This window comes from Flavobacterium crocinum, assembly GCF_003122385.1.
Lineage (GTDB): Bacteria > Bacteroidota > Bacteroidia > Flavobacteriales > Flavobacteriaceae > Flavobacterium > Flavobacterium crocinum.
This window is the reverse complement of sequence record NZ_CP029255.1, coordinates 3,297,078-3,311,403: the sequence shown is the minus strand read 5'-3', so window position 1 is coordinate 3,311,403 and position 14,326 is coordinate 3,297,078. Positions and strand designations below refer to the sequence as shown.

The following is a 14,326-nucleotide window of genomic DNA, read 5'->3' as shown; positions in this document are numbered from 1 at the left end:
CTGATTCGCTATCGCGAAGACGCGGATTGAGACGGATTTTTTATATTCTTACTTTTTTGCTGTTTTCAAAATCTTTCTTCGAAATTCTGGTTTTGTTCCAAAATTTAGAAGTAAACCTACTTCACAATCCGTACCACGCAAATAGTTTAAAATTTGATTTTCAAATTCTGCTACTATACAATCAGCTGCTTTTAATTCTAATATAATTAAATCTTCTACTACTAAATCTGCATAATATTCGCCAACTTTAATTCCTTTATAATAAACAACGATTTTCTTCTGCGCTTCAACATTAAGTCCTTTATTCTTTAATTCTAAATACAATGAATTTTGATAAACTCTTTCTAAAAATCCATATCCCAACTCATTATAAACTTCATAAAAAGTTTTGATAATTACTTCGGTTAACTCTTGATGTAATAATTTCATAAAAAACATATTTGAATGAAATATACTACATAAATTTTAAAACTAAATATAAAATCCGTCTTAATCCGCGTCTTCGCGATAGCGAATCCGTTTCATCCGCGTTCTTTATTACACAATCCTAGTAAAAGGAATTTCGTTTTTTAATGCCTTTAGAATAAAATTATCATTTAATCCATTCACAATCCAGGTTTCAATATTTGCTGCTTTTGAAATTGCGGCCGCTTCTATTTTAGATTGCATTCCTCCTGTTCCGTGTGATGATTTTGAATCTCCGATTTCTTTTTCCAGCGATTTTAAATCATTTACCAATTTAATTGTTTGAGGAACTTCATCATGAATTGATTCTTTCGTATAAATTCCGTTTGTGTTGGTCGCAATTATCAGAATATCAACATTTAAAAGAACGGCCGTCAAAGCCGCTAATTTATCGTTATCTCCAAACCGAATCTCATCTGTAGCAACGGTATCATTTTCATTGATAATCGGAATGTAATTGTTTTTGACTAAAACATTAATGGTATTTACAATGTTCTTTTTGGTCTGTTCTTTTTCAAAATCAGAATAAGAAAGCAAACACTGTGACGTATTTAAACCTAAATCTTTGAAATTTTCATTGTAAATCCGCATTAAATGTGGTTGTCCGATTGAAGCTAAAGCTTGTTTTACAAAAACATCTTTATCCTGATTATCCAGTTTTACAAATTGCTTTGCTGCCGCAATTGCTCCTGAACTAACTATGATAAACTCATATTCGTCGTTTAAAGCCGCAATCTGAATTCCAAGGTCTTCAATCTTTCCCCGCGAAATATGATTGGTTTCTTTGGTTAAAGTATTACTTCCTATTTTTAATAAAATCCGTTTCTTACCCATTTTTGTTGTTTTGCTGCGATTTTTTTAACCGCAAAGTGCGCAAGGTTTTTTGATATACGTTATGTTTACAAACGCCAAGTTCGCAAAGCTTTATCTATAAATAAATTCTAATAAATAAATTCCAAATTCCAATAATCTAAACTCTAAAATCTACAATTATCTTATCTGTCCTTCTCCGTAAACGTACCATTTATTGGTTACCAAATGCTGAAGTCCAATTGGGCCACGTTGATGCAATTTATCTGTGCTTATTGCTAATTCTCCTCCAAGACCGAATTGTCCTCCGTCTGTAAAACGAGTTGACGCATTTTGGTAAACTGCCGCAGCATCTATTGATTCCATAAATTGCTGTGCGACTTCATTATCTCTTGTAATAATTGCTGCTGAATGTCCTCCACAATATTTATTAATCATATCAATGGCATGTTCCTTAGAATCGATTGTTCCGATTACAATTTTATAATCTAGAAATTCTTCGTACCAAATATCTTCGTTTTCAAGGGTTTTGGTATTTTCAAAATTCTCTAAAGATTTATCCACAATAACTTCGACTTTTGCTTCTAGCAAAGCTTCAATCAGCATAGCGGTGAAACCTTCAAAATTTGGGAGTTTAGAATCGATTAAAACTTTATCCAAAGCATTGCAAGCTGATATTTTCGCAGTCTTAGCATTCAAAATCACTTTCAAAGCCAAATCAGTATCTGCTTTTTCATGAACGTAAACAAAATTATTCCCGCGTCCGCTTACGATTACGGGACAGGTTGCGTGTGCTTTTACAAACTCAATTAATTTTTCTCCGCCTCTTGGAACTATTAAATCGACTTTTTGAGTTGGTTTTTCTAAAAAAGCCTGAGTTTCTGTTCTGTTATAATTCAGATATTCCACCCAGTCTTTTGAAACTCCGTTTTCTTCTAAAGCTTTGTGCCAAAGACTTACAATTTTTAAATTTGATTTTAAAGACTCTTTTCCTCCTTTTAATAAAATCTTATTTCCGGATTTAAAGGCAATTCCGCCGGCTTCGATTGTAACGTCAGGACGAGATTCGTAAATAATTAAAATCGTTCCGAAAGCAGCTGTTTTATTAATGACTTTTATTCCATTATCATGTGTGAAATGAAAACGCTCAACGCCAACGGGGTCTTCCTGTGAAGCCAATTGATTTAATGATAAAATCATCTCGTCGACTTTTTTATCATCTACTTTTAAGCGTTCTTCCATCGCTAAATCTGAGCCGTCATAATCGGCAAGATCTTCCTGATTAGTTAGGATTATCTCATTCCGCTCTTGCTCGACCAGCTTTGCCATAGTCCGCAAAACCGCGTTACGTGTTTCAATTGCTAATGGTTTCATAATTTCAAGTGGGTTGGTTGTTTTTTGGTTGTTTCTTTTTTATCGAAACTTTATTCATCCTAACAGGTTTCCAAAACCTCTTAGGTTTGATCCTTGAATATTTCCAAGTTTATTTTTACATACCTAACAGGTTTTGGAAACCTGTTAGGATATCGTGTGTTTAGTTTTTTAATTCTTCCAAACTTTCTTTTAAAGCTTTTACAAACGTATCTATATCTGCTTTTTTGACAGTTAAAGGCGGTAAAATTCTTAACAGATTTTTATTGTTGGCGCTTCCTGTAAAAATGTGTTTTTCGATGATTAATTTCTTTCTTAAAGCCGCAACATCAAAATCAAACTCCACTCCAAGCATTAATCCTTTTCCTTTTACTTGTTTGATTCCCTCAACTTCTTTGATTTTTTCTAAGAAATATTCATAAACTTCGTTTACATTTTTTTGTAAATCTAGTTTTTCGATTACATCTAAAACTGCAATTCCTGCTGCGCAAGACAAATGGCTTCCGCCGAAAGTAGTTCCTAATAATCCGAAACTTGCTTCGAATTTTGGAGAAATTAAGATCGCTCCAACAGGAAAACCGTTCCCCATTCCTTTTGCAACTGAAATAATATCAGCGTTGATTCCGTGATGTTGGAAAGCGAAGAATTTTCCGCTTCTTCCGTATCCTGATTGTACTTCATCTAAAATCAAAACAACGTCATGTTTTTTACACGCTTTTTCTAACGCTTGAAAAAATTCTGTTGTTCCTTGATCTAAACCTCCAACTCCTTGAATTCCTTCGATAATTACTGCTGTAACATCGCCTTTAGCTAATTCAGCTTCAACTAATTCAATTTGGTTTAGTGGCAAAAACGTTACTTCTTGCTGTGCATTTATTGGCGCAACAATTTTTTTGTTATCTGTAACGGCGACTGCTGCAGAAGTTCTTCCGTGGAAAGAGTTATCAAAAGCTACCACTCTTGATTTACCGTTGTGGAAAGAAGCTAACTTTAAAGCATTTTCGTTTGCTTCAGCTCCAGAACTGCATAAAAACAATTCGTAATCTTCAAGACCAGAAAGCTTTCCTAACTTCTGAGCCAATTCAACCTGTAAAGGATTCTGAATGGCATTAGAATAAAATCCTAAATTGTCTATTTGATTTTTAAGTTTTGCTACATAATCCGGCTGTGTGTGTCCGATAGAAATCACACCATGTCCGCTGTATAAATCTAAATATTCTACTCCTTTGTCGTCAATAATGGTACAATCTACTGCTTTTACTGGAGTGATGTCGTATAATGGGTAAACGTTGAATAAGTTCATTTCTTTTTTAAAGTTAAAAGGTTATTTGTTAAGAGTTAAGAGTTATTTAGCAGACTTTAAACTGCTTATAACTTTTTAACTCTGGAAAAAGTTATTTATAATAGGAGTTAGAAGTTTTTAAATATAAGCAGCTATATACCGCTTAACCAATAACTTATAACTCATAACTTTTATAATTAAAATCCGCTTGGTTTCAAATGTAAACCTGTGGTTTCTTCTAAACCGAACATTAAATTCATGTTTTGAATCGCTTGTCCCGAAGCACCTTTGGTTAAGTTATCTATAATTGATGTTATTAAAACCCGGTTTCCTTTTTTCAATAAACTAATGATACATTTGTTCGTTTGCACCACTTGTTTCATGTTGATGTTTGTTGTAGTAACGGTTACAAAAGGCTCATTTTTATAGAACTCCTCGTATTTCGCTACTAATTGTTCCAAACTATCATCACATAACGTATATAAAGTTGCAAAAATCCCTCTTGGAAAATCTCCTCTGTTCGGAATAAAAAGCAATTCGCTGTCAAAATCATCTTGCAACTGAACCAGACTTTCTGAAATCTCACCTAAATGCTGGTGTTCAAAAGCTTTGTAATGTGACATATTGTTGTTTCTCCAGCTGAAATGAGAAGTTTCAGAAAGACTTACTCCTGCTCCCGTGCTTCCAGTTGTTGCATTAATATGAACATCATTATTCAGCAAATTGTGTTTTGCTAAAGGTAATAATGCCAATTGAATAGCCGTTGCAAAACAACCCGGATTGGCGATATAATTTGTTTTTTTGATTTCGGCTTTATTGATTTCAGGCAATCCGTAAACAAAATCTTTTCCTTCAAAATGAGCATCCTTATTCAATCTGAAATCATTTCCTAAATCAATGATTTTAGTATGACTTGCAAACTGATTTTCTTTCAAAAATGAAATCGATTTTCCGTGACCCAAGCACAAGAAAACAACATTCACATTTGGATTGATTTCGGCTGTGAAATTCATTTCGATATCGCCCATCAAATCGTGGTGCGCTACAGAAAGCGGTTTCCCAGCGTTTGTTGTACTGTAAACAAAATCAATGTTTACTTTTGGATGATACATTAAAATTCTGATGAGTTCGCCGGCTGTGTAGCCCGAACCACCAATAATTCCGACATTAATCATGATCTAATTTGTTTACAGATGAGAATATGTTTTGTGCATTTCCTAAAATCTTGATAAATCCTTTTGCATCGTCAGATGTCCAAGCATTATTCATTTCACCGTATTGACCGAAACCTGTGTTCATTAAATCATTTTCAGATTCGATTCCATCAAGTGAGAAATGATATGGTTTTAATGAAACTGTTACCGTTCCGTTTACTGTTTTTTGAGTGTCTTGCAAGAAAGTTTCGATGTTTCTCATAACCGGATCTAAGAACTGACCTTCGTGGAATAACATTCCGTACCAGTTTCCTAATTGTTCTTTCCAGTATTGCTGCCATTTTCCAAGAGTATGTTTCTCTAATAAATGGTGTGCTTTGATAATAATTAATGGTGCAGCAGCTTCAAAACCAACTCTTCCTTTGATCCCGATAATAGTATCTCCAACGTGAATATCTCTACCAATTGCATAAGCACTTGCCAGTTTTTCAAGAGCCACAATATTGTTTGAAGGTTTATCTGTTTTTCCATTTAAACCAACTAATTCTCCTTGTTCAAAATGAAGCGTTACTTTTTCTTCTCCTTCTTTTTGCAACTGCGAAGGATACGCTTCACTTGGCAATGGCTGACCTGAAGTTAGAGTTTCTTTTCCTCCAACACTAGTTCCCCAAAGTCCTTTATTGATAGAATATTGTGCTTTTTCCCAAGAATAATGAACTCCGTTTTGAGCTAAATAATCAACTTCTTCTTGTCTTGATAATTTTAAATCTCTAATTGGAGTAATAATTTCGATTTCCGGAGCAATAGTTTGGAAAATCAAGTCGAAACGAATTTGGTCATTTCCTGCACCGGTACTTCCGTGTGCGATAGCAGTTGCTCCTACTTTTTTCGCATATTTTATAGCTTCAATTGCCTGGAAAACACGCTCTGCACTTACTGATAATGGATATGTATTGTTCTTTAATACGTTTCCGAAAATCAAATATTTTATTGCTTTATCGTAATATTTGTCTAAAATTGTTAAGTTGGCATGTTGAGCACTTCCTAACTCATAAGCTCTTTTTTCAATAGCTGTTAATTCTTCAGCAGAAAATCCTCCTGTGTCAACAAGAACAGTGTGAACTTCGTATCCTTTTTCGTTTTTTAAATATTTCAAACAATACGAGGTATCTAATCCTCCGCTATAAGCTAATACTACTTTTTTCATTTTTTATAATTTAGGCTAATACTTTCGTATGTAGCAGTTTGAGATTTCTTTCTGATTAAATTTTGAATAAAAAAATAAATGACAATATTTTATTTAAGAATAAAGCCTGTTTGATTTTTTTAAGTCTGCTTAAAACAGCCTCATTGAAAGGATGTCTCGGCGGTGTTTTTTGTTTTTCTTTTGGGTCGTACAACATTCCCGTACAAAGGCACATTTTGTTTTGTTTGCTTTGTAGGATTTCAAAATTAGTACAGGTTTTACAGCCCGCCCAAAAACTTGGATCGGTTGTTAATTCTGAGAATGGAACTGGTTTATAACCTAGTTCAGAGTTAATTTTCATAACCGCTAAACCGGTTGTAATTCCGAATATTTTAGCATCCGGGTATCTTTTCAAAGAATAATCAAAAACTTTTGATTTTATCTTTTTTGCCAATCCTAAACTTCTGTAATCAGGATGTACAATTAATCCCGAATGCGCTACAAACTTTCCGTGTTCCCAGCTTTCGATATAACAAAAACCTGCAAATTTCCCGTCTGCCAGAGCAATCATTGCATCACCATTCGACATTTTTTTCTGAATGTACTCAGGAGTTCTTTTAGCAATCCCCGTACCTCTCAACAAGGCAGATGATTCTATCGTATCGCAAATTTCCTGTGCGAATTTGAAGTGTTCTTCCTGGGTAACAACAATAGAGATCTTCATTTCAATAATTGAAGTTTAGCGTTAAAAATTAAAGAATATTGTTTGGCTTGAAATCCAGAATTGAATCCAATAAAATTAAGCAAAATAGAAGTAACACTCTCAAAATCAAAAACTTGATCAAGAAAATTTACAAAATAATAAATACTTTTAGGATATGTTTGTCCAATGGACAAATTATGTGATTTCAAAATGAAAAAGGGATATGAATAAATATACGGCTATAAAACTCAGTGAACACTATAGAGCTAGTGTCCGTACTTCGGGAGAAGTAATCGGTGAGTTTGTCCGTGACAAAGAAGTTATATGTAAACTTATTTTATTCATCGGTGCAAAAGTACATCTTTTTTTTATTTACAAAACAAAAAATTAAAATTCTAACATTTTTTTTGCGTTTTGTTAATACATTAAAAAACAAAACCCAATAATTATCTCTAATTATCGGGTTTTAAACTCTTTATATTTTAAACTTTTTACTTCTTCGTAAAAGGGATTACTTGATTATTCCCTAAAAGAATCATATCGAAACCTGTTTTAGCTTCGTTAAATTTGAATTTTAATCCAGCTCTTTGTGATTCGAAAGTGTCTTTTTCGCCTGTAACCGGAGCTAAAGCAAATTTTGGATAGTTTGGAAGTTCTGCATTTAGAACACTATTTTTTTCTGTCAATTCAATTGTCAAAGGAGATCTTGAAGTAACATAGCTACCTACATATCCATCCAAAATAATATCTTTTTCTATCTTACCTTTTGCAGCTGTCCAAACATTATTTGATTCATTATTATCCGGGAAAGCATTATCCGGATCCAAAGTTATACTTTCAATTTCTTCTGTTGAATTGTGTTTGAAAGACCAGCTGTTGTTACGTTGCCAGATTTCTACAGGAAGATTAACTCTTGTTACTTTTCCGCTTTTTGTTTTAACATCCAAAACAATTGGCATTGGCATTTTATCAAAGTTCTCAACTGTAATTACAACTCCTTTTTTAGGATCGTTTTTTACATATTTAATAGAATTGATTCCCTGATCGAATCTCCAGTTGTTTACATACCAGCTTCTCCAGAACCAGCTTAAATCCTCTCCGGCTACATTTTCTATAGTTCTAAAGAAATCGTCCGGTTGTGGATGTTTGTAAGCCCAACGATCGATGTAAGTTCTAAAAGCATTATCAAAACGCTCTTTTCCTAAAATCTGCTCTCTTAAAATAATTAATCCGGCACTTGGTTTAAAGTAACATAACATTCCAATATTAGCCTCTTTCATATTATCGGGCGAACTCATGATTGTTTCTAAATCAGGACGGGTAAAAGATTCTGCTTCTTCGTGTAAATTAGCAGCCGGTTCTTTGTATTCACCATTATTGAATGCAGCTGTGCTTAATGAATTGATAAAAGTATTGAAACCTTCGTCCATCCATCCAAACAATCTTTCGTTTGAACCTACAATCATTGGGAACCAAATATGACCAAATTCGTGATCTGTCACTCCCCATAAATCGGCTCCTTTAGATTTCCATCCGCAGAAAACGATTCCAGGATATTCCATCCCTCCTTCGTTTCCAGCAACATTTGTCGCTGCAGGATAAGGATATTCAAACCATTGTTTAGAATAATGTTCGATTGAAGCTTTTACATATTCTGTAGAACGTCCATAACCATCTCTTCCTGCACTTTCAACCGGATACGCAGATAATGCTAAAGATTTTTTACCACTTGGGAGATTAATTTTAGCTCCGTCTAAGATAAAAGCTGCAGATGATGCCCAAGAGAAATCACGTGCATTTTTGATTTTATAATGCCATGTTTTTTCAGTTCCTGCGTTTGCATTTGCTGTAGCAGCTACCTCTTCAGCAGAACGAATTGTTACCGTTTGATCGCTATTAGATGCCTCTTTATACTTTTTCAACTGATCAGCAGAAAACACTTCCTGACCGTTAATCAATTCTCCTGATGCCACAACATACTGATTTCCGGGAACAGTTAATTTCACATCAAAATCTCCATATTCCAAGTAAAACTCAGAAGCACCTAAATAAGGAGCTGTGTTCCATCCTCTTACATCATCGTACACACACATACGCGGGTACCATTGTGCAATCGTAAATATTTTTCCGTTTTTAGTTTCCAAAACTCCCATTCTGTCAGAACCTTCAAATGGCGCAATGAAAGAGAACTCTATTTTAACTTTTACAGTTCCTCCTTTTGCAGCCAATTCTTCCGGAAGGAAAATCTGCATTCTGGTGTCTGTAACAACGTATTTTGCTTCAACTTCTGTTTTCTTTTTTCCAACAGAAATCACTTTTACTGATTTAATTTTGTTTCCGCCATCAAAAACCTGTCCTTGTGCTCCGTTACGGCTTCCCGTCAATGGTACAACAGCATTTCCTCTGGAATCCTCTTTAAATAAATTCTGATCTAAATTCAGCCACAAAAAACCTAATTTATCCGGACTATTATTAGTATATGTAATTTCATCTGTACCTACAATCTCATTCGTAGTTCCATTTAGTTTTGCTGTAATTTGGTAATCGGCTCTGTTTTGCCAGTATTCAATTCCCGGCTGACCGCTTGCTGTACGCGTTGATGTTCCGTTTTTTGTATAAAAATGCGGACCAAAGGCATCATGATAATTGTAATTGTTTACCGGATTTGCTGCTGTCGCTGACGGAGTTTGCTGCGCCCAGACCGCTGAAATCCCAAAAAATAAAGCCGCGGTTAAAATGGCTTTTGCACATTGCTTTTTCATATTTTTTAGCTGTTTATGTAGCAAATTAATGAAAAAAAAAGCTATTGATAGAGAAATTTCCAAAGATAAATTCAATTTTAGCAAAATTTTATCAATAAAATAATTTGATGCATTTTATTAAAAACTAAATTTTATAAAATATATTTACATCACTTAAAAAAGCAATCATTTTATACTTGATATTTTGACTACAACAATCTCAAATTCAAAACTAAGCGCTTCTATCAAACATGCAGGAGCTGAGTTATTTTCTATAAAAGACAATCAAAACAAGGAATATATCTGGGAAGGAAATCCGGATTTCTGGGGTAAACACTCCCCTGTTCTTTTTCCTATTGTCGGAACATTAAAAAATAACACTTACATTATAAATGGTAAAGAATATCAATTACCAAGACATGGGTTTGCCCGTGATATGGAATTTGCATTACTAGATAAAACCGAAAACAGCGCCGTTTTTTCTTTAAAATCTTCTGAAGAAACTCTAGAAAAATATCCTTTCGAATTTGAGTTACAGCTTATTTATACTCTTAACGAAAATTCACTAATCTTAAAATACAACGTAGTTAATAAAGGCAACAAACAAATGCCTTTTTCAATTGGTGCTCACCCTGCAATCGCATTACCAGGTAATTTTGATGATTATGCGCTTCAATTTGAAAAAGAAGAAGAGCTAAAATACTATCTATTAGAAAATGATTTGATTTCTTCTAAAACTAAAATATTAGAAACAAGTAACAATGTGGTTCCTTTAAATTATGAATTGTTTAAAAACGACGCTTTGATTTTTAAAACATTAAATTCAAAATCATTAACTATCCTAAAAAACTCAAAACCTTATACAAAAGTAGACTATCAGAACTTTCCAAGTTTAGGAATCTGGACAAAAGAAAATGCACCTTTCATTTGCATTGAACCTTGGTTGGGTTATTCTGATACTGATGAAAACACAGGGGATTTACACCAAAAAGAAGGGATTTTGATTTTGGATGAAAGTAAAAATTTTACTGCTGAATTTAGCATTACAATACTTTAATCAGGATGTTAGAATTTAATTTTTCTCCATTTCCCATTATCGAAACTGAGCGTTTGATATTAAACAAAATTACAGAAGAAGACCTAAACGAAATTTTCGCATTACGTTCTAATCCTGAGATAATGAAATATATTCCAAGGCCACTGGCAAAAAATACTGATGATGCATTGGAGCATATTAAAATAATAAAAGAGGCAATCGATACCAACAAAGGAATTAACTGGGCAATAAGACTTAAAGATGATCCAAAATTATTTGGATTCATAGGATTTTACAGATTACAACCGGAAAACTATAGAGCTGAAATTGGCTATATGATTTTACCTGAATTTCATGGAAAAGGATTTGTTCCTGAGGCAGTAAAGAGGCTTACTAAATATGGCTTTGAAGAACTAAAACTTCACTCAATTGAAGCCGTAATAGACCCTGAAAATTATGCTTCTGAAAAAGTTTTACAAAAATGCGGTTTTGTTAAAGAAGCTCATTTTAAAGAATCTGATTTCTATGATGGTAAATTTCTGGACAAAGTAATCTACTCATTGTTAAACAACTAAAGAACAGCCTTCAATTCTGATAAAAAATAATCTTGTTAAAAGTAGGTTAATCGGCAATAGTAACGGTTTACTTGCGTTATATTTGTGCCGAAAAATTATTTTCTCCGATAAAAATACCATGAAAAAAATATTTGCCCTTACCGTTCTTCTTTTATCAGTTCAATTACAAAGTCAGACTTTTGTTAAATTTAACGGAGCGACTGCATTACTCGCAATTCCTAATATTGGGATCGAAACAAGTATTGGAGAAAAAACAACTTTTAGTGCAGATATAATGGCTTCTTTTTGGGAATCCTTTGATGGGCATCATCCGATGAAGTTTATCACTGTGACCCCAGAAATTCGCTATCATTTTAAAGAAAAATACAATGGTTTTTATGCCGGTGCGCATATAGGTGCAGATAAATACGAACTGCAAAAATGGAATTACTGGGATAGCAATCGTTATGAAGATGGTTTTGGTTACAGAATTGGAGCAACCGTAGGTTACAACTTAAAACTAAACGACAAATTCGTGCTTGACTTTTTTGTTGGAGGCGGATGGCACCAAGGATTCTATCACGGTTATTACAATGACGGAACGCCAGGCAGATACGAGAAAGCGCCTAATTATAATAAAAGCGGTGAATGGCTTCCATATCGAGGAGGAGTTATGATTTCTTATAAATTATAACTTAGGAAGTGTTTTAATATAAAGTTCCTCCACTTTCTTTCTAGCCCAATCTGTTTTTCTTAAAAAAGTAAGACTTGATTTCACACTTGGATTTGAATTGAAACATTTAATTGGAATTAATTCTCCCAAAGTATCAAAACCATAATAATCAACTAAGGTTTCTAAAATTTTTTGAAGCGTGATTCCATGTAACGGATCTTTAGACTGATTTTGCATTTTATACTTTTTTAAATTATATCAAAAAGACCGTACTTAAAAAGTACGGTCTTTCTTTTTGCAAAATTACTAAATTGAATTTTACAGTAATCAAATAAAGAATAAATTAGAATATGAATTTAAATCCAACCGAAACCGGAGAAGTTAGATTAGGATTACTTCCTGCCAAAGCAGTATTGTAAAACGGATCCACATTGGCTACGTGTGCCAAACCAAAATTAGTTACTGTAGTTTTATCTCCCGTTTTAGGATCAATTGTAGTCGATGTGAAGTTAGCTAAGTCATAAGAAAACTCAACTGAGAAATTTTTAGTTACAAAATAATCAAAACCTCCTGACATAGACACACCAATTTGAGTTACTTTTAATTCACTTTCTTTCTCTTTACCAGTAATAACCGGCACCGCTAATTGTCCGAAGAAATAAAGTGAACCTGCAATATTCCAATACTTTCTAACTAAAGGCTGTGCAACAAACAAATCTGTTTTAGCAGCAGTGCCCGCATCAGAATCTGCTTTAATATTAATGTATCCAACTCCCGCTCCAACAGCTACAGATGGAGTTACAAACGTTCCGACAATTGGCAATACTGATAAAGTGGTATTTTTAGCATCTGCCGTTTTTGTTTGTTGGTAACCAAATTGAGAAGTAGCAAACCAAGCCCCTTTTAATCCCTGACTCGTTTCTTGTGCTTTAGCAGACAAGCTAATTAGCACGATGCTAACCAGCGTTACAATTTTTTTCATTTTAAATTTGTTTTTGAAATTATGAAGCAAACTTAAAAGGAAGCATTTTTGTCTCGGATGATTAAAATCATAGATTAGAATAAAACTTTAATTATCTTAGCCGTCGTAAGTTTTTCAATTTTGTCTTACATTTGCACACATGTTAAAATCAGTCAATATATTAAATAAAAGAGCTCGATTTGATTACGAAATAATCGATACCTATACAGCTGGAATTGTTTTAGCTGGTACCGAAATCAAATCGATACGTTTAGGAAAAGCCAATATCACAGAAAGCTTTTGCGAATTCAGTGGTATGGAGCTTTTTGCCATTAATACTTATATAGAAGAGTATTCTTTTGGAAATCAATTCAATCATAAGTCAAGAAGCGAACGAAAACTTCTTTTAAACAAAAAGGAATTGAAAACGCTTCATAAGAATGTACAGGCAAAGGGACTTACAATCGTTCCTTTGAAATTATTCACCAATGAAAAAGGTTTAGCAAAATTGCAAATTGGCCTTTGCAGAGGAAAGAAAAACTATGACAAACGAGAATCTTTAAAAGAACAAGATACCAAACGAGATTTAGATCGTATTAAAAAAGCTTTTAACTAAAAGCTTTTTTATTTTTCACACAAAACCTTAATTATTAATATTTTATCGTTATTTTTACTTATAACCAATTTAACTGTAAAATATGAAAAAGTCTTTACTTTTATTTTTCGCTGTAGTTATATTTTCAAGTTGTGGCAGCAACACTTCCATTGTTAACAGCTGGAGAGATCCAAAAATAACTGTTGCTCAGGAAAATTTCAAAAAGGTTTTGGTTGTCGCTTTAGTAAAAGATGAAGCCTCCAGAAGAGTTACAGAAAACCGAATAGCCGCAAATCATCCAATTTTCAGAACTTCTTATCAGTACTTAAACGAAACAACCAAAGACCTTACAAAAGAACAAAAGTTAAAAATTCTTCAGGATGAAAATTTTGACGGAGTAATCACAATGAGACTTGTAAGCAAAGACAAAGAAACCAATTATGTTCCCGGAACTTACACCGGAATGTATTATGGAGGTTTTGACGGAATGTATACCGGAATGTACGGATATGGTTTTGGAAACTGGTACGGAATGTATTCTCCTGCATTTTATGATCCGGGTTATTATCAGGAAACTACATCTTACATGGTTGAAACCAATATTTTTTCATTAAAAGAAAACAAATTAATCTGGACAGGAACTACAAAATCCGAGTACGTTACAGATTTGGGACAAACTGTCGATGCAATTATGCAGGCCGTTGTAAAAGAAATGAGAAAAGACGGTTCTTTACCTCCAAAATAAAATCCTCAAAGCAACATTTAATGGTTGCTTTTTTTACACTTTAAAAATTG

Annotated in this window: 16 protein-coding genes; 6 read left to right on the top strand and 10 right to left on the bottom strand. The window is 33.5% G+C overall.

What is annotated here, in order from left to right:
- Positions 1 to 48: 48 nt before the first annotated feature.
- The 7 genes from HYN56_RS14895 to HYN56_RS14865 all read right to left on the bottom strand — a co-directional run bounded on the left by HYN56_RS14895 (position 49) and on the right by HYN56_RS14865 (position 6,992).
- Complete coding sequence (locus HYN56_RS14895) at positions 49 to 429, bottom strand: GxxExxY protein (protein WP_109194815.1); 381 nt, start codon at positions 427 to 429, stop codon at positions 49 to 51.
- A 108-nt stretch (positions 430 to 537) separates the two neighbouring features.
- Complete coding sequence (gene proB, locus HYN56_RS14890) at positions 538 to 1,299, bottom strand: glutamate 5-kinase (RefSeq protein WP_109192897.1); 762 nt, start codon at positions 1,297 to 1,299, stop codon at positions 538 to 540.
- Between the two features lie 156 nt (positions 1,300 to 1,455).
- Positions 1,456 to 2,649, bottom strand: coding sequence for a glutamate-5-semialdehyde dehydrogenase (locus HYN56_RS14885; protein ID WP_109192896.1), 1,194 nt, complete (start codon positions 2,647 to 2,649; stop codon positions 1,456 to 1,458).
- Between the two features lie 160 nt (positions 2,650 to 2,809).
- Complete coding sequence (locus HYN56_RS14880) at positions 2,810 to 3,949, bottom strand: aspartate aminotransferase family protein (protein WP_109192895.1); 1,140 nt, start codon at positions 3,947 to 3,949, stop codon at positions 2,810 to 2,812.
- A 176-nt stretch (positions 3,950 to 4,125) separates the two neighbouring features.
- On the bottom strand, positions 4,126 to 5,103 hold the full coding sequence (gene argC, locus HYN56_RS14875) for an N-acetyl-gamma-glutamyl-phosphate reductase (protein ID WP_109192894.1): 978 nt from the start codon (positions 5,101 to 5,103) through the stop codon (positions 4,126 to 4,128).
- The gene (locus HYN56_RS14870) at positions 5,096 to 6,289 is read right to left on the bottom strand and encodes an argininosuccinate synthase (protein WP_109192893.1); all 1,194 of its coding nucleotides are present in this window, start codon (positions 6,287 to 6,289) and stop codon (positions 5,096 to 5,098) included. The genes argC and HYN56_RS14870 overlap by 8 nt, the downstream gene beginning before the upstream one ends.
- A 55-nt stretch (positions 6,290 to 6,344) precedes the next feature.
- Positions 6,345 to 6,992 (bottom strand): GNAT family N-acetyltransferase, encoded by a 648-nt coding sequence (locus HYN56_RS14865; RefSeq protein WP_091496941.1) that lies wholly within the window; start codon positions 6,990 to 6,992, stop codon positions 6,345 to 6,347.
- A 202-nt stretch (positions 6,993 to 7,194) separates the two neighbouring features.
- Here HYN56_RS14865 and HYN56_RS25080 point away from each other — a divergent pair, with 202 nt between their 5' ends.
- On the top strand, positions 7,195 to 7,362 hold the full coding sequence (locus tag HYN56_RS25080) for a hypothetical protein (protein WP_167398317.1): 168 nt from the start codon (positions 7,195 to 7,197) through the stop codon (positions 7,360 to 7,362).
- 100 nt (positions 7,363 to 7,462) lie between these two features.
- On the opposite strand, the gene HYN56_RS14860 is transcribed toward HYN56_RS25080, so the two are convergent.
- Positions 7,463 to 9,733: a M1 family metallopeptidase gene (locus HYN56_RS14860; RefSeq protein WP_109192892.1), complete on the bottom strand. Its 2,271-nt coding sequence runs from the start codon at positions 9,731 to 9,733 to the stop codon at positions 7,463 to 7,465.
- A 184-nt stretch (positions 9,734 to 9,917) separates the two neighbouring features.
- On the opposite strand from HYN56_RS14860, the gene HYN56_RS14855 reads away from it, so the two are divergent.
- From HYN56_RS14855 to HYN56_RS14845, 3 genes are all read left to right on the top strand, one after another.
- Positions 9,918 to 10,769: an aldose 1-epimerase family protein gene (locus tag HYN56_RS14855; RefSeq protein WP_109192891.1), complete on the top strand. Its 852-nt coding sequence runs from the start codon at positions 9,918 to 9,920 to the stop codon at positions 10,767 to 10,769.
- A 5-nt stretch (positions 10,770 to 10,774) separates the two neighbouring features.
- Positions 10,775 to 11,323 (top strand): GNAT family N-acetyltransferase, encoded by a 549-nt coding sequence (locus HYN56_RS14850; protein ID WP_109192890.1) that lies wholly within the window; start codon positions 10,775 to 10,777, stop codon positions 11,321 to 11,323.
- Between the two features lie 118 nt (positions 11,324 to 11,441).
- Positions 11,442 to 11,996, top strand: a complete 555-nt coding sequence (locus tag HYN56_RS14845; protein ID WP_109192889.1) for a DUF3575 domain-containing protein — start codon at positions 11,442 to 11,444, stop codon at positions 11,994 to 11,996.
- On the opposite strand, the gene HYN56_RS14840 is transcribed toward HYN56_RS14845, so the two are convergent.
- Both HYN56_RS14840 and HYN56_RS14835 read right to left on the bottom strand, forming a co-directional pair.
- A complete protein-coding gene (locus HYN56_RS14840; protein ID WP_109192888.1) occupies positions 11,991 to 12,212 on the bottom strand; it encodes a VF530 family protein in 222 nt (73 codons plus the stop codon). The genes HYN56_RS14845 and HYN56_RS14840 overlap by 6 nt on opposite strands.
- Before the next feature lie 106 nt (positions 12,213 to 12,318).
- Positions 12,319 to 12,957 carry an outer membrane beta-barrel protein gene (locus HYN56_RS14835; protein ID WP_109192887.1) on the bottom strand — a complete coding sequence of 213 codons (639 nt, stop codon included), beginning with the start codon at positions 12,955 to 12,957 and terminating at the stop codon, positions 12,319 to 12,321.
- Between the two features lie 139 nt (positions 12,958 to 13,096).
- Between HYN56_RS14835 and smpB the strand changes: the two genes are divergently transcribed.
- Together smpB and HYN56_RS14825 are read left to right on the top strand one after the other, a co-directional pair.
- Positions 13,097 to 13,552: an SsrA-binding protein SmpB gene (gene smpB / locus HYN56_RS14830; RefSeq protein WP_091496954.1), complete on the top strand. Its 456-nt coding sequence runs from the start codon at positions 13,097 to 13,099 to the stop codon at positions 13,550 to 13,552.
- 82 nt (positions 13,553 to 13,634) lie between these two features.
- Positions 13,635 to 14,276 (top strand): hypothetical protein, encoded by a 642-nt coding sequence (locus HYN56_RS14825; RefSeq protein WP_109192886.1) that lies wholly within the window; start codon positions 13,635 to 13,637, stop codon positions 14,274 to 14,276.
- Positions 14,277 to 14,326 lie beyond the last annotated feature (50 nt).

Excerpts from the sequence above, each read along its gene's own strand:
- HYN56_RS14895 (WP_109194815.1), bottom strand. The coding sequence starts at position 429 with ATGAAATTATTACATCAAGAGTTAACCGAAGTAATTATCAAAACTTTT.
- proB (WP_109192897.1), bottom strand. The coding sequence starts at position 1,299 with ATGGGTAAGAAACGGATTTTATTAAAAATAGGAAGTAATACTTTAACC.
- HYN56_RS14885 (WP_109192896.1), bottom strand. The coding sequence starts at position 2,649 with ATGAAACCATTAGCAATTGAAACACGTAACGCGGTTTTGCGGACTATG.
- HYN56_RS14880 (WP_109192895.1), bottom strand. The coding sequence starts at position 3,949 with ATGAACTTATTCAACGTTTACCCATTATACGACATCACTCCAGTAAAA.
- argC (WP_109192894.1), bottom strand. The coding sequence starts at position 5,103 with ATGATTAATGTCGGAATTATTGGTGGTTCGGGCTACACAGCCGGCGAA.
- HYN56_RS14870 (WP_109192893.1), bottom strand. The coding sequence starts at position 6,289 with ATGAAAAAAGTAGTATTAGCTTATAGCGGAGGATTAGATACCTCGTAT.
- HYN56_RS14865 (WP_091496941.1), bottom strand. The coding sequence starts at position 6,992 with ATGAAGATCTCTATTGTTGTTACCCAGGAAGAACACTTCAAATTCGCA.
- HYN56_RS25080 (WP_167398317.1), top strand. The coding sequence starts at position 7,195 with ATGAATAAATATACGGCTATAAAACTCAGTGAACACTATAGAGCTAGT.
- HYN56_RS14860 (WP_109192892.1), bottom strand. The coding sequence starts at position 9,733 with ATGAAAAAGCAATGTGCAAAAGCCATTTTAACCGCGGCTTTATTTTTT.
- HYN56_RS14850 (WP_109192890.1), top strand. The coding sequence starts at position 10,775 with ATGTTAGAATTTAATTTTTCTCCATTTCCCATTATCGAAACTGAGCGT.
- HYN56_RS14845 (WP_109192889.1), top strand. The coding sequence starts at position 11,442 with ATGAAAAAAATATTTGCCCTTACCGTTCTTCTTTTATCAGTTCAATTA.
- HYN56_RS14840 (WP_109192888.1), bottom strand. The coding sequence starts at position 12,212 with ATGCAAAATCAGTCTAAAGATCCGTTACATGGAATCACGCTTCAAAAA.
- HYN56_RS14835 (WP_109192887.1), bottom strand. The coding sequence starts at position 12,957 with ATGAAAAAAATTGTAACGCTGGTTAGCATCGTGCTAATTAGCTTGTCT.
- smpB (WP_091496954.1), top strand. The coding sequence starts at position 13,097 with ATGTTAAAATCAGTCAATATATTAAATAAAAGAGCTCGATTTGATTAC.
- HYN56_RS14825 (WP_109192886.1), top strand. The coding sequence starts at position 13,635 with ATGAAAAAGTCTTTACTTTTATTTTTCGCTGTAGTTATATTTTCAAGT.